At 69.9% G+C, this 16,704-nt stretch carries 14 protein-coding genes; 10 read left to right on the top strand and 4 right to left on the bottom strand.

The genetic code is table 11. The features are described 5' to 3' along the window. Window positions 1-25 precede the first annotated feature (25 nt). Genes B4N89_RS10530 through sdhC form a run of 4 tightly spaced genes read right to left on the bottom strand, consistent with a single transcriptional unit; the run spans window position 26 to window position 3,429 of the window. The gene (locus B4N89_RS10530; protein ID WP_371863005.1) at window positions 26-808 is read right to left on the bottom strand and encodes a succinate dehydrogenase iron-sulfur subunit; all 783 of its coding nucleotides are present in this window, start codon (window positions 806-808) and stop codon (window positions 26-28) included. Further along, on the bottom strand, window positions 805-2,562 hold the full coding sequence (gene sdhA / locus B4N89_RS10525; RefSeq protein ID WP_078975621.1) for a succinate dehydrogenase flavoprotein subunit: 1,758 nt from the start codon (window positions 2,560-2,562) through the stop codon (window positions 805-807). The genes B4N89_RS10530 and sdhA overlap by 4 nt, the downstream gene beginning before the upstream one ends. Before the next feature lie 38 nt (window positions 2,563-2,600). Beyond that, window positions 2,601-3,047: a succinate dehydrogenase hydrophobic membrane anchor subunit gene (locus tag B4N89_RS10520; RefSeq protein WP_101897047.1), complete on the bottom strand. Its 447-nt coding sequence runs from the start codon at window positions 3,045-3,047 to the stop codon at window positions 2,601-2,603. 1 nt (window position 3,048) lies between these two features. Continuing rightward, complete coding sequence (sdhC, locus tag B4N89_RS10515) at window positions 3,049-3,429, bottom strand: succinate dehydrogenase, cytochrome b556 subunit (protein WP_078979260.1); 381 nt, start codon at window positions 3,427-3,429, stop codon at window positions 3,049-3,051. A gap of 396 nt (window positions 3,430-3,825) precedes the next feature. Between sdhC and B4N89_RS10510 the strand changes: the two genes are divergently transcribed. From B4N89_RS10510 to B4N89_RS10470, 10 genes are all read left to right on the top strand, one after another. Beyond that, complete coding sequence (locus B4N89_RS10510; RefSeq protein WP_078975620.1) at window positions 3,826-5,733, top strand: methylmalonyl-CoA mutase subunit beta; 1,908 nt, start codon at window positions 3,826-3,828, stop codon at window positions 5,731-5,733. Continuing rightward, the gene (scpA, locus tag B4N89_RS10505) at window positions 5,730-7,946 is read left to right on the top strand and encodes a methylmalonyl-CoA mutase (RefSeq protein WP_078975619.1); all 2,217 of its coding nucleotides are present in this window, start codon (window positions 5,730-5,732) and stop codon (window positions 7,944-7,946) included. Before B4N89_RS10510 ends, scpA begins: the two co-directional genes overlap by 4 nt. Further along, window positions 7,946-8,944: a methylmalonyl Co-A mutase-associated GTPase MeaB gene (gene meaB / locus B4N89_RS10500; RefSeq protein WP_078975618.1), complete on the top strand. Its 999-nt coding sequence runs from the start codon at window positions 7,946-7,948 to the stop codon at window positions 8,942-8,944. The genes scpA and meaB overlap by 1 nt, the downstream gene beginning before the upstream one ends. 184 nt (window positions 8,945-9,128) lie before the next feature. Beyond that, window positions 9,129-10,334: an amidohydrolase gene (locus B4N89_RS10495; protein WP_235618555.1), complete on the top strand. Its 1,206-nt coding sequence runs from the start codon at window positions 9,129-9,131 to the stop codon at window positions 10,332-10,334. 421 nt (window positions 10,335-10,755) lie between these two features. After that, window positions 10,756-11,865, top strand: coding sequence for a BMP family lipoprotein (locus B4N89_RS10490; RefSeq protein WP_078975616.1), 1,110 nt, complete (start codon window positions 10,756-10,758; stop codon window positions 11,863-11,865). Between the two features lie 127 nt (window positions 11,866-11,992). Then, a complete protein-coding gene (locus tag B4N89_RS51285; RefSeq protein WP_235618554.1) occupies window positions 11,993-12,535 on the top strand; it encodes an ATP-binding cassette domain-containing protein in 543 nt (180 codons plus the stop codon). Further along, complete coding sequence (locus B4N89_RS10485) at window positions 12,535-13,611, top strand: ABC transporter ATP-binding protein (RefSeq protein WP_235618553.1); 1,077 nt, start codon at window positions 12,535-12,537, stop codon at window positions 13,609-13,611. Before B4N89_RS51285 ends, B4N89_RS10485 begins: the two co-directional genes overlap by 1 nt. Next, on the top strand, window positions 13,608-14,921 hold the full coding sequence (locus tag B4N89_RS10480; RefSeq protein ID WP_078975615.1) for an ABC transporter permease: 1,314 nt from the start codon (window positions 13,608-13,610) through the stop codon (window positions 14,919-14,921). Before B4N89_RS10485 ends, B4N89_RS10480 begins: the two co-directional genes overlap by 4 nt. Window positions 14,922-14,950: 29 nt before the next feature. Continuing rightward, window positions 14,951-16,267: an ABC transporter permease gene (locus B4N89_RS10475; protein WP_078975614.1), complete on the top strand. Its 1,317-nt coding sequence runs from the start codon at window positions 14,951-14,953 to the stop codon at window positions 16,265-16,267. Then, window positions 16,264-16,662, top strand: coding sequence for a cytidine deaminase (locus B4N89_RS10470; protein ID WP_201260824.1), 399 nt, complete (start codon window positions 16,264-16,266; stop codon window positions 16,660-16,662). Before B4N89_RS10475 ends, B4N89_RS10470 begins: the two co-directional genes overlap by 4 nt. Window positions 16,663-16,704 lie beyond the last annotated feature (42 nt).

The raw sequence follows: 16,704 nt of genomic DNA, 5'->3' as shown, positions 1-16,704 counted from the left end.
CCGGGCCCTCGTCGGTGCGGATCGATCACACGCGGCGGAAGATCAGCGCGCGCTTGACCTCCTGGATCGCCTTGGTGACCTCGATGCCACGCGGGCACGCCTCGGTGCAGTTGAAGGTCGTGCGGCAGCGCCACACGCCCTCCTTCTCGTTCAGGATCTCCAGACGCTCCTCGGCGCCCTCGTCCCGCGAGTCGAAGATGAACCGGTGCGCGTTGACGATCGCGGCCGGGCCGAAGTACTGCCCGTCGCTCCAGAACACCGGGCACGACGTGGTGCACGCCGCGCACAGGATGCACTTGGTGGTGTCGTCGAACCGCTCGCGGTCCTCGGGCGACTGCAACCGCTCGCGCGTCGGCTCGTTGCCCGACGTGATCAGGAACGGCATCACGTCCTTGTACGCCTGCATGAACGGATCCATGTCGACGACGAGGTCCTTCTCCAGCTTCAGACCCTTGATCGCCTCGACCGTGATCGGCTTGGCCATGTCCAGGTCCTTGACCAGGGTCTTGCAGGCCAGCCGGTTGCGCCCGTTGATCCGCATCGCGTCCGAGCCGCAGATGCCGTGCGCGCAGGAGCGGCGGAAGGTGAGCGAGCCGTCCTGCTCCGCCTTGATCTTCATCATGGCGGTCAGGATGCGCTCGGTCGGGTCGGCCTCGACCTTGAAGTCCTGCCAGTACGGCTCCGCGTCGGTCTCCGGGTTGAACCGGCGGATCCGCAGCGTGATCACGATCGGCGTGTGGTCGCGCTCGGCGGCCGTGCTGCCGTGCCCGGTGCCGGGCGCGGTCTCTTCCACTACGGCAGTCATCAGTACTTACGCTCCATCGGCTGGTAGCGGGTGACCACGACCGGCTTGTAGCCCAGGCGGATCGAGTGCTCGCCCTTCGCGTCGACCTCGCGGTACGCCATCGTGTGCTTCATGTAGTTCTCGTCGTCGCGCGCCTGGAAGTCCTCGCGGGCGTGGCCGCCGCGCGACTCCTTGCGGTTTTGCGCGCCGACGACCAGGACCTCGGCGAGGTCGAGCAGGAAGCCCAGCTCGATCGCCTCGAGCAGGTCGGTGTTGTACCGCTTGCCCTTGTCCTGGATGGAGACGTCGAGGTAGCGCTTCTGCAGGCCCTTGATGTCGGCGAGCGCCTGCTTCAGCGTCTCCTCGGTGCGGTAGACGCCGGCGTTGGCGTCCATCGTCTCCTGCATCTCGGCGCGGATCTGGCCGACCCGCTCGGTGCCCGCGCTGTCGCGCAGCCGCTCGATCAGCTCGACGACCGTGGCCTCGGGGGCCTCGGGCAGCTCGACGAAGTCGTGCGTGGTCGCGTACTCGGCGGCGGCGATGCCCGCGCGCCGGCCGAACACGTTGATGTCGAGCAGCGAGTTGGTGCCGAGCCGGTTCGAGCCGTGCACGGACACGCAGGCGACCTCGCCGGCCGCGTACAGACCCGGGACCACCGTGGTGTTGTCCGACAGCACCTCGGCCTCGACGTTGGTCGGGATGCCGCCCATCGCGTAGTGCGCGGTCGGGTACACCGGGACCAGCTCGGTGGTCGGCTCGACGCCCAGGTAGGTGCGCGCGAACTCGGTGATGTCCGGCAGCTTCTCCTCGATCTGCTCCGCCGGCAGGTGGGTCAGGTCGAGGTAGACGTAGTCCTTGTTCGGACCGGCGCCGCGACCCTCCAGCACCTCCAGGACCATCGAGCGCGCGACGATGTCACGCGGCGCGAGGTCCTTGATGGTCGGCGCGTAGCGCTCCATGAAGCGCTCGCCGTCCGCGTTGCGCAGGATGCCGCCCTCGCCGCGGGCGCCCTCGGTGAGCAGGATGCCCAGGCCCGCGAGACCGGTCGGGTGGAACTGGTAGAACTCCATGTCCTCCAGCGGCAGCCCCCGGCGCCACGCGATGCCCATGCCGTCGCCGGTGAGGGTGTGCGCGTTCGAGGTGGTCTTGAAGACCTTGCCGAAGCCGCCGGTCGCGAAGATCACCGACTTGGCCTGGAAGACGTGGATCTCGCCGGTGGCCAGCTCGTAGGCGACCACGCCCGAGGTGGTCTTGTTGCCCGCCTCGTCCTCGGCCAGGAGCAGGTCCAGGACGTAGAACTCGTTGTAGAACTCGACGTTCTGCTTGACGCAGTTCTGGAACAGCGTCTGGAGGATCATGTGGCCGGTGCGGTCCGCCGCGTAGCAGGAGCGGCGCACGGCCGCCTTGCCGTGGTCGCGGGTGTGCCCGCCGAAGCGGCGCTGGTCGATCCGGCCCTCGGGGGTCCGGGAGAAGGGGAGGCCCATCTTCTCCAGGTCCAGGACGGCGTCGATCGCCTCCTTGCACATGATCTCCGCGGCGTCCTGGTCGGTGAGGTAGTCACCACCCTTGACCGTGTCGAACGTGTGCCACTCCCAGTTGTCCTCCTCGACGTTGGCGAGGGCGGCACACATGCCGCCCTGCGCGGCGCCGGTGTGCGAACGCGTGGGGTACAGCTTGGTCAGTACGGCGGTACGGCTGCGCTTGCTCGACTCCAGGGCCGCGCGCATGCCGGCGCCGCCCGCGCCGACGATGACGGTGTCGTACTTGTGGGTCTGCATGATGCTCGTTCAGTCCTCGGGTGCTGGGTCGGCCGCGGTCAGTTGCCGATGTTGGGGTCGAAGGTGAAGATCACCAGCGTCCCCAGGAAAAGCACGATCAGCGCGGACGTGTACAGCAGCGCCTTGAGCCAGAACCGGGTCTGGTCCCGCTCCGCGTAGTCGTTGATGATCGTGCGCAGACCGTTGACACCGTGCAGCTCGGCGAGCCACAGCATGATGAGGTCCCACGACTGCCAGAACGGCGACGCCCAGCGGCCCGCGACGAACGCGAAGCCGATCTTGGACACGCCACCGTCCAGGACGAGCTGGATGAGCAGGTGGCCCAGGACCAGGACGACCAGGAGCACGCCGGACAGCCGCATGAACAGCCAGCCGTACAGCTCGAAGTTGGTCTTGGTCGAGCGCGGCGAACGCTTGCTGCGCGGCGACTCGATCGACGGCCCGCCGCCGTGGATCCGGGGTGCGTTTTCGATGGTGGCGGACACATCAGCTCCCGAAGATGGTCTTGATCGAGTGCTGCAGGATCGGGTAGGCACTGCCGGCCATCAACACGACCCAGACGCCGACGACCGTCCAGAGCATCTGCTTCTGGTAGCGCGGGCCCTTCTCCCAGAAGTCCACCGCGATGATCCGCAGACCGTTGAGCGCGTGGAACAGGATGGCCGCGACGAGCCCGTATTCGAGCAGGTTGACGAACGGGTTCTTGTAGATGTCGATCGTCTCGTCGTACGCCTCGGGGGATACCCGTACGAGTGCGGTGTCGAGGACGTGCGCGAACAGGAAGAAGAAGATGAGGACGCCGGTGACTCGATGAGCCACCCAGGACCACATGCCTTCCCGGCCGCGGTAGAGCGTTCCAGCCGGCACGGAAACTACCCTCCGGGTGCGGTACATGAGGGGACACGGCCGGCTGGGAGGGTGTCCGCGTTCGGTGTCGGACCCTCTGGTTGTCGGTCGGCCCGGCCGGGTATCGGTCGCCCGGCCCCGGCCATGGTAGCCACCGTTCGGGGGCCCTCTTGTTGCAGGGCGCGCGATGTGATCCATTCCGCATGCCGGAGTGGAACCATCCGGGTGACGCGCGCGTAGCGGGATTCCGATTTCCTGACGCCCCGTCAGCACTCGTATGGGGGAAAGCGGGCCACGCCCGGACGAAAGATCACCGCAAGCGCGAACCCGCAGGTCGGTGGGGTGACCCGCCGGTAGGGCTGACATCACATCAGTGGTGCGTATTCATCCGCCGCCCCGGTCCCTACGATGCGACGCATGACGGAGGCTACTGTCGATGGCGGCACGTCTACCGGATCCACCTTCGCTGGCCGGTTCCCGCAACCCACGCGGGACCAATGGCAGCGCCTCGTGGCCGGCGTGCTCCGCAAATCGAAGGTGCTGGGCGAGAACGACACGCCCGAGCGCCCCGAAGACCTGCTCGCGACCACCACCTACGACGGCATCACGCTGTCCCCGCTCTACACCGAGGCCGCGGCGCGGCCGGGCCTGCCCGGACTGAGCCCGTTCGTCCGGGGCTCGCGCGCGGCCGGTCACGCGGCCGACGGCTGGGACGTACGCCAGGCGCACGCGGACACCGACCCGGCGCGGGCCAACGAGAGCGTGCTCGCGGACCTGGAGAACGGGGTCACCTCCGTCTTCCTGCACGTCGGGGCCGACGCGCTGGCCCCCGACGCGCTGGCTCGCGCGCTCGACGGCGTGCTGCTCGACCTGGCGCCGGTGGCCCTGGCCACCGGCGCCGACTTCGTTCCGGCCGCCGACGCCCTACTCGCGGTGTTCCGGGCGAGCGGCGTGGCGCCCGCCGACCTGCGCGGCAACCTCGGCGCCGATCCGATCTCCTCGCACGCGCGCACCGGTTCGGGCGCCGACCTGCCCGCCGCCGCGCGGCTCGCGGCGCGCGCCCACGCGGAGTTCCCCGGGATCCAGGCGATCGTCGCCGACGGACAGCCGTACCACGAGGCGGGCGGCTCGGACGGGCAGGAACTCGGCGCGGCCACCGCCGCCGGCGTCGCCTACCTGCGCGCGCTCACCGCCGCCGGGCTCGACGTGGACACCGCCCTCGGGCTGATCGAGTTCCGCTTCGCCGCCACCGCCGAACAGTTCCCCACCATCGCCAAACTGCGCGCCGCACGCCGGCTGTGGGCCCGGGTGGCCCAGGCATCCGGCGCGTCCCCCGCGGCCGGCGCCCAGCGCCAGCACGCGCTGACCTCGTGGGCGATGACCACCCGGCGCGACCCCTGGGTCAACATGCTGCGCACCACGGTCGCCTCCTTCGCGGCCGGCGTCGGCGGCGCCGACGCGGTCACCGTGCGCTCCTTCGACGCCGCGATCGGGCTGCCCGACGCGTTCTCCCGGCGGATCGCCCGCAACACCCAGGCACTGCTCCTGGAGGAGTCGCACCTCGCCCAGGTGATCGACCCGGCGGGCGGCTCGTGGTTCGTCGAACAACTCACCGACGACCTCGCCCGGGCCGGATGGGCGTTCTTCCAGGAGATCGAGCGGCGAGGCGACATCGTCGCGACGCTCGACTCGGGATGGCTCGCCGACCGCCTCGCCGAGGTGCGCGCCGCACGGGACCGGGCGATCGCCACCCGGACCGACCCGATCACCGGGGTCAGCGAATTCCCGAACCTGACCGAGGCCCCCGTCGTGCGCGAACCCGCGCCCGAGATCCCGGTCTCCGCCGCCGGGCTGCCCCGGGTGCGCTACGCCGAGGCGTACGAGGCGCTGCGCGACCGCTCCGACGCGCGGCTCGCCGCCACCGGCGCCCGGCCGACCGTCTTCCTCGCCACCCTGGGACCGCTCGCGCAGTACACCGCGCGGGCCGGCTTCGCCGCCAACCTGTTCGCGGCCGGCGGCATCGCAACCGTGGAGGCGGGGACCACCGAGAGCGACGAGAGCGCGGCCGAGGCGACCGTCGCGCGCTGGATCGACGCGGGCCGTCCGGCGACCGTCGTGCTGACCTCCTCGGAGAAGCTCTACGCCACACTCGCGGCCCCGGTCGCCGCCGCGCTGCGTGCCGCCGGAGCGGGTCGGATCCTGCTCGCGGGACAAAAGGCGCACGGCGCCGACGTGGACGGGTACGTGTACAGCGGATGCGACGCGCTCGACGTGCTGCACACCACGTACGACAACCTCTCGCCGACCCCGGAGGGGGCGAAATGAGCATTCCCGACTTCACCCAGGTCGAGCTCGACGCGCCCGCGTCCGGCGACCTCGACGCGTGGCGCGACGCGGTGCGCGAGGAGACCGGCAAGGACGCCGACGCGCTGACCCACGACACTCCCGAGGGCATCCCGCTCAAGGCGCTGTACACCGACGAGGACCTGGAAGGGCTCGACTTCCTGGGCACCTACCCGGGCATCACGCCGTTCCTGCGCGGGCCGTACCCGACGATGTACGTCAACCAGCCGTGGACGATCCGCCAGTACGCGGGCTTCTCCACCGCCGAGGAGTCCAACGCGTTCTACCGGCGCAACCTCGCGGCGGGCCAGAAGGGCCTGTCGATCGCGTTCGACCTGGCCACCCACCGGGGCTACGACTCGGACCACCCGCGCGTGACCGGCGACGTCGGCATGGCGGGGGTGGCGATCGACTCGATCTACGACATGCGCCAACTCTTCGACGGCATCCCGCTGGACCGGATGTCGGTGTCGATGACGATGAACGGCGCGGTGCTGCCCGTACTCGCGCTCTACATCGTCGCGGCGGAGGAGCAGGGGGTGGCACCGGAACAGCTCACGGGGACGATCCAAAACGACGTCCTCAAGGAGTTCATGGTCCGCAACACCTACATCTACCCGCCCAAACCCTCGATGTCGATCATCTCCGACATCTTCGCGTACACCTCGCAGAAGATGCCGAAGTTCAACTCGATCTCCATCTCCGGCTACCACATCCAGGAGGCCGGGGCCACGGCCGACCTGGAACTGGCCTACACGCTCGCGGACGGCATCGAATACCTGCGCGCGGGCGTCGAGGCGGGCCTGGACATCGACGCGTTCGCGCCGCGCCTGTCGTTCTTCTGGGCGATCGGGATGAACTTCTTCATGGAGGTCGCCAAGCTGCGCGCGGCGCGCCTGCTGTGGGCCGACATCGTCAAGTCGTTCGGCGCGAAGAACCCCAAGTCCTTCTCGCTGCGCACCCACTCGCAGACCTCGGGCTGGTCGCTGACCGCCCAGGACGTGTTCAACAACGTGGTGCGCACCTGCCTGGAGGCGATGGCCTCGACCCAGGGCCACACCCAGTCGCTGCACACCAACGCGCTGGACGAGGCGCTGGCGCTGCCGACCGACTTCTCCGCCCGGATCGCGCGCAACACCCAACTGCTGCTCCAGCAGGAGTCGGGTACGTGCGACGTGATCGACCCGTGGGGCGGCTCGGCCTACCTCGAACGCCTCACCCACGACCTCGCGGTACGCGCCCGGGAGCACATCGCCGAGGCCGAGCGGGCGGGCGGCATGGCGTCGGCGATCGCCGAGGGCCTGCCCAAGCTGCGCATCGAGGAGGCGGCGGCGCGCACCCAGGCCCGGATCGACTCGGGCCGGCAGTCGGTGATCGGCGTCAACAAGTACCTGGTCGCCAGCGACGAGGCGATCGACGTGCTCAAGATCGACAACAACGCGGTGCGCGAGGGCCAGTTGGAGAAGCTGCGCCGACTGCGCGAGGAACGCGACGACGACGCGGTGCGCCGGGCGCTGGCCGCGCTCTCCGGCGCCGCGCAGGCGGACGTCGAGGGCACCCGGCCGCGTGACCTCGAACACAACCTGCTCGCGCTCGCGGTGGACGCGGCCCGGGCCAAGGCCACCGTCGGCGAGATCTCCGACGCGCTGGAGTCGGCGTACGGCCGGCACCAGGCGCAGATCCGCACGCTGACCGGGGTCTACCGGGAAGAGGTGGGCATGTCGGCCAACGTGGAGACGGCCCGCGGGCTGGTCGCCCGGTTCGAGGAACTGGAGGGCCGCCGGCCGCGCATCCTGGTGGCCAAGATGGGCCAGGACGGGCACGACCGGGGGCAGAAGGTGATCGCCACCGCGTTCGCCGACCTCGGCTTCGACGTGGACGTGGGCGCGCTGTTCCAGACGCCGGGCGAGGTGGCCCGACAGGCGGTCGAGGCGGACGTGCACGTGGTCGGCGTGTCCTCGCTCGCGGCCGGTCACCTCACCCTGGTGCCGGCGCTGCGCCGGGAACTGGCCGCGCTGTACGCCGAGGAGATCATGGTCGTGGTCGGCGGGGTGATCCCGCCCGCCGACGTGCGGCCGCTGCTCGACATGGGCGCCACCGCCGTCTTCCCGCCCGGCACGGTGATCGCCGACGCCGCGGTGGACCTGCTCCGGGGCCTGTACAAGCAGTTGGACCACGAGCTGCCGGTCGACTGATGGCACGGGTGATCGACGTCGGCGCATACGCCGAGGGCGTGCTCGCGGGCAATCGCACGACCCTGGCCCGGGCGGTCACGCTGGTCGAGTCCACCCGGGCCGACCACCGCGACCTGGCGCAGGAGTTGCTGGTCAAGTTGCTGCCGCACGCCGGCGGTGCCCACCGGGTGGGCATCACCGGCGTGCCGGGCGTGGGCAAGTCCACCTTCATCGAGACGCTGGGCACCCGGCTGACCGGCGCGGGCCATCGGGTCGCGGTGCTCGCCGTCGACCCGTCCTCCTCCCGGCACGGCGGCAGCATCCTGGGCGACAAGACCCGGATGGGCCGGCTCGCGGTGGACGACCACGCGTTCGTCCGGCCCTCGCCGACCGCCGGCACGCTCGGCGGGGTGGCCCGAGCCACCCGCGAGTCGATCGTGCTGATGGAGGCGGCCGGCTACGACGTGGTCCTGGTCGAGACGGTCGGCGTGGGCCAGTCCGAGACGACCGTGGCGAACATGGTCGACTGCTTCCTGTTCCTGACCCTGGCCCGCACCGGCGATCAGCTCCAGGGCATCAAGAAGGGCGTCCTGGAACTGGCCGACGTGGTCGCGGTGAACAAGGCGGACGGCGAGTACGCCCTCGCCGCGCGCCGGGCCGCCCGCGAACTGGCGGGCGCGCTGCGGCTGATGCGCCGGCCCGGCGAGTCGTGGACGACGCCCGTGCTGACCTGTTCGGGATTGTCCGGGGAGGGCCTGGACGAGGTCTGGGAGACCGTCCTCAAGCACCGGCAGACCCTGGAGGCCACCGGCGAGTTGGCCGAATTGCGCCGCCGCCAGCAGGTCGACTGGACCTGGGCGACGGTGCACGACGCGCTCCTCGCCGAGCTGCGCGAGCACCCCTCGGTACGGGCTATCGTGCCCGCCCTCGAACGCGACGTCCGGGCCGGCAATCTCACCGCGACCCTTGCCGCGTCTCGCATCCTGGACGCGTTCCATGGCAGGCAAGGAGAGTCCTGATCAATGGGGCGCTTGGTTTATAGCGGCGCGAGTGGGCAGAAGCCTTCCAATGTGGGAACGAGCGGTAAGTCATACCCCTACCGGCCGTAGCGCATGCGCCGGCGGGAGGCTTTTTTCTCACCCGAACGGGGGTAATTCGCTCCCTACCACGTCGGGAAGACCGATGCAACGTACCCTTGCGTGGGTGAGCGATTCCCTCTCCGCCCAGGCCGCCGGCAAGGCCGCGGCTTTCGCCGACGAGCTGGTCGCGTTTCGGCGCGATCTGCACATGCACCCAGAGCTGGGTCGGGAGGAGTTCCGTACCACCGGGCTCATCCGGGAACGGCTGGTACGCGCGGGTCTGCACCCGCGACTGCTGCCCGGGACGGGCCTGGTGTGCGACATCAGACCCGATCGCGCCTCGCCCGGCGGCCGCGCCGACGGGGGTCTGATCGCGTTCCGCGGCGACATCGACGCGCTACCGGTCGACGACGTCAAGGACGTGCCGTACCGCTCGACCGTGCCCGGCCGCGCGCACGCCTGCGGACACGACGTGCACACCTCGATCGTGCTCGGCACCGCTCTGGTGCTGGCCGAGTTCGCCCGCGAGGGTCTGCTGTCGCGCCCGGTCCGGCTGATCTTCCAGCCGGCCGAGGAGAAGCTGCCGGGCGGCGCGCTCGACGTGATCAAGGCCGGCGGGTTGGCCGGCGTCTCGGAGATCCACGCGATCCACTGCGACCCCAAGGTGGAGGTCGGCCGGGTCGGGTTGCGCTCCGGGGCGATCACCTCGGCCTGCGACCGGGTGGTGATCACGCTCACGGGTGCCGGTGGTCACACCGCCCGCCCGCACCGCACCACCGACCTGGTCACCGCGCTCGCCAAGCTCGCCGCGGAGCTTCCCTCGGCGTTCTCGCGCCGGATCGACCCGCGCTCGGGCGCGAGCCTGGTGTGGGGGCGGATCGAGTCCGGCTCCGCGCCGAACGTGATCCCGCAGCACGGCGAATTGGAGGGCACCCTGCGCTGCCTGGACCTGGAGGCGTGGCGGCAGGCCCCCGACGTGATGCACGAGCTGGTGGACGTGATCGCCTCGACCTACGGCGCGAAGTGGGAGTTGGAGCACCACCGCGGCGTGCCGCCGGTGGTCAACGATCCCGACGCGGTCGCCGCGATGCGCACCGTCGCCACCGGCGTGCTGGGCGCGAGCGCGGTCGAGGGCACCGAGCAGAGCCTCGGCGGCGAGGACTTCTCGTGGTTCCTCGAAGGGGTCCCCGGCGAGCTGACCCGGCTCGGCGTGCGACCGGTCGGAGAACCCGTATACGACCTGCACCAGGGGCAGTTCGACGTCGACGAGCGGGCGATCGGGATCGGTGTCGAGCTGTTCGCCGGGCTCGCGCTGCGCCCCTTCCGCTGACCCCGACCGGACCCGGCGCCGCCCGAGGGGCCGGCCGGGTCCGGAACGGACGTATGCGGAACTGTTAACGATCGCGACTCCGGTCCCCGTTCCTGTCGCGTTCGCGAGTCTGTAATGTTCCGACCCGGTGCCGTTCGACGTCGTGCGGCACCGGGTCTTTTCCGTCCTGTCACGACTTGTCACGTCCTGGTCATGTCGCGGACTGCCCGGTTCCGCGTCGACCCGTCTCGGCCTCGTCGAATCGGCCGGGCTAACGGGGCGTGTTGCGGTGGCGATTTCCGGTTTTTGTCGCTCATATTCTTTTACTAGGTATGCTCTCCGACGGCTAGCAGGTCTACGCGCGTTTACCAGGGATCCAAGCGCGTCAGAGTCTGCATCTGGGAGCAGCGCCCGAAGGGGCGCTCATCGGAAGGAGACACCCGTGCGCCGGGTATCCAAGGTGACCGCGGCTGCGGTCGGCGTCACTCTCGCCCTCACCGCCACCGCCGCGTGCGGTAGCAAGCCCAAGGACGACAAGAAGTCGGACTCGGGCACCAGCGCCACCCCCGGTGGTACGCAGGCGGTGAAGATCGACTTCAAGGCATGCATGGTGACGGACACCGGCGGCATCGACGACCGTTCGTTCAACGCGTCGTCGTGGGCGGGCCTCCAGCAGGCCAAGCAGGAGCTGGGCGTCGAGGTGAAGTACATCACCTCGAAGACCGAGAACGACTACGTGCCGAACCTCAACAGCCTCGTGAACGACAAGTGCGGGCTGATCGTCGCGGTCGGCGGCCTGATGGCCGACGCGACCAAGGCCGCCGCGTCCACGCACAAGGACCAGAAGTTCGCGATCGTCGACTCGTCCAGCATCGAGCCGAACGTCCAGGGCCTGGAGTTCAACACGGCCGAGGCCGGCTTCCTCGGCGGCTACCTCGCCGCGGGCTACTCGAAGTCCGGCAAGGTCGCCACCTTCGGCGCGCTGCCGATCCCGCCGGTCACGGTGTTCATGGACGGCTACGTCCAGGGCGTCAAGTACTACAACCAGACCAAGGGCAAGAACGTCCAGGTCATCGGCTGGGACGACGTCAAGGGCGACGGCTCGCTCGCGGGCAAGTTCGACTCGCCGGCCGACGGTGAGCGCATCGCCAACGACTTCATCGCCCAGGGCGCCGACGTGATCATGCCGGTCGCCGGCCAGACCGGCCTCGGCGCGGCCTCCGCGGTGCAGAAGAGCGGCGGCAAGGCGAGCGTCATCTGGGTCGACCAGGACGGCTTCGAGAGCGCGTCGCAGTACAAGTCGGTGTTCCTGTCCACGGTGACCAAGGACATCAAGGCCCAGGTGTTCAACGCGGTCAAGGCCGCGGCGAACAACCAGTTCACCACCAAGGCCACCATCGGCACCCTCGCCAACAACGGCGTCGGCCTCGCCCCGTTCCACGACTTCGACTCGAAGGTCCCCGCCGACCTGAAGTCCGAGCTGACCGCGGTCAAGGGCGACATCGTCAGCGGCAAGATCAAGATCACCTCGAAGAACCAGCCGAAGAGCTGACTCAAGCGATCGGGCGCCGCGGAAGCAATTCCGCGGCGCCCGTGTCCGTACCGCCCGGGCCCCGAGGGGACCCGGGTCGAACCCGTAGCGGCCCCTCGCGGGGGGCGTAGCCGAGGAGGTCTCCGCGTTGAAGCTCGAACTGCGCGGAATCACGAAACGGTTCGGGTCGCTGGTCGCCAACGACCACATCGACCTGACCGTCGAGCCGGGGGAGATCCACTGCCTTCTCGGTGAGAACGGTGCCGGCAAGTCGACCCTGATGAACGTGCTCTACGGGCTCTACGAGCCCACCGAGGGCGAGATCGTCGTCGACGGGACCCCCCGCAAGTTCCGCACCGCCGGTGACGCGATCGACGCCGGCATCGGCATGGTCCACCAACACTTCATGCTGGTCCCGGTCTTCACCGTCGCCGAGAACGTCATGCTCGGCCACGAGGAAACCAAGCCGATGGGCTGGCTGGACCGCCGTCGGGCCCGCAAGAAGGTGCTCGACCTCGTCGACGAGTACGGCCTCAAGGTCGACCCGGACATGCTGGTCGAGGACCTTCCCGTCGGTCTGCAACAGCGGGTGGAGATCCTCAAGGCCCTGGTGCGCGACGCCAAGGTGCTGATCCTGGACGAGCCCACCGCGGTGCTCACCCCCAGGAGACCGAGGAGTTGTTCCGGGTGATGCGCGCTCTGCGCGAGTCCGGCCACTCCATCGTGTTCATCACGCACAAGCTCAAGGAGGTCAAGGCCGTCGCCGACCGGATCACCGTGATCCGTCGCGGCAAGGTCGTCGGCACCGCCGACCCGGCCTCCTCGGAGAAGGAACTCGCGTCGCTGATGGTCGGCCGGCCGGTCAAGCTGGTGGTCGACAAGACCGAGGCCGCGCCGGGCGCGGTGCGTCTGGAGATCAACGACCTGACCGTGCTCGACGCCAACGGGCAGGCCGTGGTGGACCGGGTCGACCTGCACCTGCGCGAGGGCGAGATCCTGGGCATCGCGGGCGTGGACGGCAACGGCCAGAGCGAGTTGACCCAGGCGATCCTGGGGCTGCGCGCCCCCGCCGCCGGGTCGATCAGCCTGGACGGGAAGGACCTGGCGGGCATGAGCCCGCGGCAGATCCTCGGCTCCGGGGTCGGCTTCGTCCCCGAGGACCGCCAGCACGACGGCATCGTGAGCGACTTCACGGTGGCCGAGAACCTGGTCCTGGACATGGTCACCCAGGCGCCGTTCGGCAGGCGCGGGTCGATCGTGCCGAGCGCGGTGCGCGACAACGCGCGCAAGCGGGTCGAGGAGTTCGACATCCGCACCCAGACCATCGACTCGCCGGCGGGCACGTTGTCCGGCGGCAATCAGCAAAAGGTCGTGGTCGCGCGCGAACTCTCGCGCCCGCTGCGGCTGTTCATCGCCTCGCAGCCCACCCGAGGGGTGGACGTGGGGGCGATGGAGTTCATCCACAAGCGGATCGTGGCCGAGCGCGACGTGGGCACCCCGGTGATCATCGTGTCCACCGAATTGGACGAGGTGGTCGCGCTGGCCGACCGGATCGCGGTGATGTACCGGGGCCGGATCGTGGACATCGTCTCGCCGACCACCTCGCGCGGCGACCTGGGGCTGCTGATGGCCGGCGTGCTGCCCGGCGCGGAGCACGGCGACGGCGCCGGAGCCACCCGTGGCGACACGGCCCCGGCCGCGCCGGTCGAGGCCAAGACGATCACGAACGAGAGCGACGCAACCCCGGGGGAGGAGGACCCAGCGTGACCGAGGACAACAAGAGCACGCCCGGCAAGCCGAGCGAGGCGAAGCCGGCGGCGACCGGGGCGAGCGCGACCGCGCCGCCCAAGTCGTCCCTGGGCCGAGCGATGCTCGACGCGATCATCACCGGCAACTCGGCCGTGGTGACGTTCCTGGCCATCCTGCTCGCCCTGGTGGTCGGCGGCGTCCTGATGATCCTCGCGGACCAGGACGTGCTCGACCAGTACAAGTACTTCACCGCCGCCCCCGGCGACGCGCTGTCCGCCTCGTGGAGCCTGGTCTCCGACGCCTACAGCGCGATGTTCAAGGGTTCGATCATGAACCCGGACCTGTTCGCCGACGGCTCGATCGAGGACAACTTCCGGCCGATCTCCGAGACGATCACCCAGGCCACCCCGCTGATCTTCGGCGGTCTCGCGGTCTCGATCGCGTTCCGCACCGGGCTGTTCAACATCGGTGCGCAGGGGCAGATCATCGCCGGCGCGGTGTTCGCGTCGTGGATAGGGTTCGTCGTCGACCTGCCGCCGGTGATCCACCTGGTGTTCGTGATCCTCGCCGGCGTGATCGGCGGCGGTCTGTACGCGGGCATCGCCGGTTTCCTCAAGGCCCGCTTCGGCGCGCACGAGGTGATCGTCACGATCATGCTCAACCACGTCGCGGTGCTGCTGCTCGGCTGGCTGCTGACCACCGACACCTTCCGACGCGGCGGGCAGTCGCAGCCGATCGGCAAGGACGCGCACGACAACGCGGTGTTGCCGAACCTGTTCGGCGACAACCTGCGGATCCACTTCGGCATCATCCTGGCGCTGCTCGCGGCCGGGATCTACTGGTGGCTGCTCAACCGCTCCACGCTCGGCTTCGAGCTGCGCGCGGTGGGCTCCAACCCGGACGCGGCCCGTACGGCGGGGATGAGCGTGGCCCGGGCACAGATCCTGGCGATGGTGATCGCCGGTGCGATGGCCGGTCTCGCCGGTGTCTCGCAGGTGATGAGCTCGACCAACCCGGCACACACGCTGACCCCGGCCATCGACGCCGGCATCGGCTTCGACGCGATCACCGTGGCCCTGCTCGGTCGGACCAAGCCGCTGGGCACGGTGCTGGCCGCGCTGCTGTTCGGCGCGCTGCGCGCGGGCGGTTCGGTCATGCAGGCGTCCGCGAACGTGTCCGTCGACATCGTCATCGTCATCCAGGCCGTGATCGTGCTGTTCGTCGCGGCGCCGCCGCTGGTGCGCTCGATCTTCCGGCTGCGCGGTGCCCGCAAGGGCGCCGAGGGCGGGCCGCTGGCCGCCAAGGAGACCGTGGGGGTCCAGGCATGACCGAGCGGAATCCTGAAGGAGGCACGCAGGTGGCGGACACCGTGATCGCCCCCGACGTGGAGGCTCCGGTGAACCCCACCGGCGAGGCCGCCGACGTGGTGCGGGCCGCGGCCCGGAAGAAGGCCCTGATCACGGGCATCGGTTTCGTCCTGGTCGGGCTGTACGCGCTGTGGGCGTTCGGCTTCGGCACCTCGGGCGGCGAGGACGCGGTCTTCGGGATGACCGTGCCCAACCGCGACACCACCCACGTGGGCGACCTGTCGCTGCCCGCGCGCGGTGTGGCGATCGCGATGTCCGTGGTGTGCATGGTCGCGGGCGGGTTGCGGATCGCCTTCGACCGCTCGCGCCTGGCCGTCCGGCTGAGCATCGCGCTGTTCTTGATCGCGTTCGTGATCGCGTTCCTGGTGTGGGCGGTCGCGGGCAAGCAGATGTCCTTCGCGGGCGCCCTGCAGAACACCCTGCTGGCCGCGGTGCCGCTGGTGCTCGGCGCGCTCGCCGGCGTGATCGGCGAGCGCTCCGGCGTGGTCAACATCGCCATCGACGGCCAGTTCCTGTTCGGCGCGTTCGCCGCCGCGCTGACCGGGTCGGTGACCGGGTCGTTGTGGGCCGGGCTGGCCGCCGGCGCGGTCGCGGGCGCGCTGATCGGCGGACTGCTCGCGGTCTTCGCGGTGCGCTACCTGGTCGAGCAGGTCGTCCTCGGTGTGGTGATCAACCTGCTGGTCACCGGCATCACCGGCTTCCTCTACACGCAGCTGCTGCAGAAGGACCCCGAGCAGTACAACGACCCGGGCGTGTTCGACAACATCCGGATCCCGGGCTTCGCCGACATCCCGGTGATCGGCCCGGTCCTGTTCGACGTCAACGTGATCGTGTACCTGATGTACGCGCTGATCGTGATCGTGCACCTGGGCCTGTTCCACACCCGCTGGGGGCTGCGCGCCCGCGCGGTGGGCGAGCACCCGACGGCGGCGGACACGGTCGGCATCAAGGTCAACGCGACCCGCTACCGCAACGTGATGATGGCGGGCGCGATCGCCGGTGTCGGCGGCGCGTTCCTGACCATCGGCACGGTGGGCACCTTCTCGAAGGACATGACCTCCGGCGCGGGTTACATCGCGCTCGCGGCGGTCATCTTCGGGCGCTGGCGTCCGCTGGGGGCGGTCGCCGCGGCGCTGCTATTCGGCTTCACCAGCGCGCTCGCGACCTCGTTGCAGCCGCTGAACACGTCGATCCCGAGCCAGTTCCTGCAGATGATGCCGTACGTGGTGACGATCTTCGCGGTGGCCGGTCTGGTCGGCAAGGTGCGCGCTCCGGCGGCGGCCAACAAGCCCTACACGAAGGGATGACGGGCGTGTCGGAGATCGATTGGCCCGCGCTGCGGGACGCGGCGCGGGCGGCGATGCGGGGCGCGTACGTGCCGTACTCGAAGTATCCGGTCGGCGCCTCGGCCCTCGTGGACGACGGCCGGATCGTGTCCGGGTGCAACGTGGAGAACGCGTCGTACGGCCTCACGCTGTGCGCGGAGTGCGGTCTGGTGTCCGCGCTGCACGCGAGCGGGGGCGGCCGGCTCGTGGCGTTTTGCTGCGTGGACGGCGAGGGTGCGGTACTGATGCCCTGTGGGCGCTGCCGGCAGTTGCTGTGGGAGCACGGCGGCCCGGGGATGTTGCTGGAAACCAAGCACGGGATACGGCCGTTGCGGGAGATCCTGCCGGATGCCTTCGGGCCCGAGGACCTCGCGTAGCACCGTGTGTCCGGAAGTCGAACGGGCCGCCTCGGCGGCCGA

Origin of the sequence: Embleya scabrispora (genome assembly GCF_002024165.1) — a bacterium.
GTDB classification, from domain to species: Bacteria; Actinomycetota; Actinomycetes; order Streptomycetales; family Streptomycetaceae; genus Embleya; species Embleya scabrispora_A.
The sequence above is the reverse complement of the archived record's forward strand: the minus strand, read 5'-3'. Positions and strand labels throughout refer to the sequence as shown.

What these genes read in the sequence shown, in the direction of transcription:
- B4N89_RS10470 (WP_201260824.1), top strand. Translation starts at nt 16,264, where the DNA reads ATGACGGGCGTGTCGGAGATCGATTGGCCCGCGCTGCGGGACGCGGCG.
- scpA (WP_078975619.1), top strand. Translation starts at nt 5,730, where the DNA reads ATGAGCATTCCCGACTTCACCCAGGTCGAGCTCGACGCGCCCGCGTCC.
- B4N89_RS10485 (WP_235618553.1), top strand. Translation starts at nt 12,535, where the DNA reads ATGCGCGCTCTGCGCGAGTCCGGCCACTCCATCGTGTTCATCACGCAC.
- B4N89_RS10510 (WP_078975620.1), top strand. Translation starts at nt 3,826, where the DNA reads ATGACGGAGGCTACTGTCGATGGCGGCACGTCTACCGGATCCACCTTC.
- meaB (WP_078975618.1), top strand. Translation starts at nt 7,946, where the DNA reads ATGGCACGGGTGATCGACGTCGGCGCATACGCCGAGGGCGTGCTCGCG.
- sdhA (WP_078975621.1), bottom strand. Translation starts at nt 2,562, where the DNA reads ATGCAGACCCACAAGTACGACACCGTCATCGTCGGCGCGGGCGGCGCC.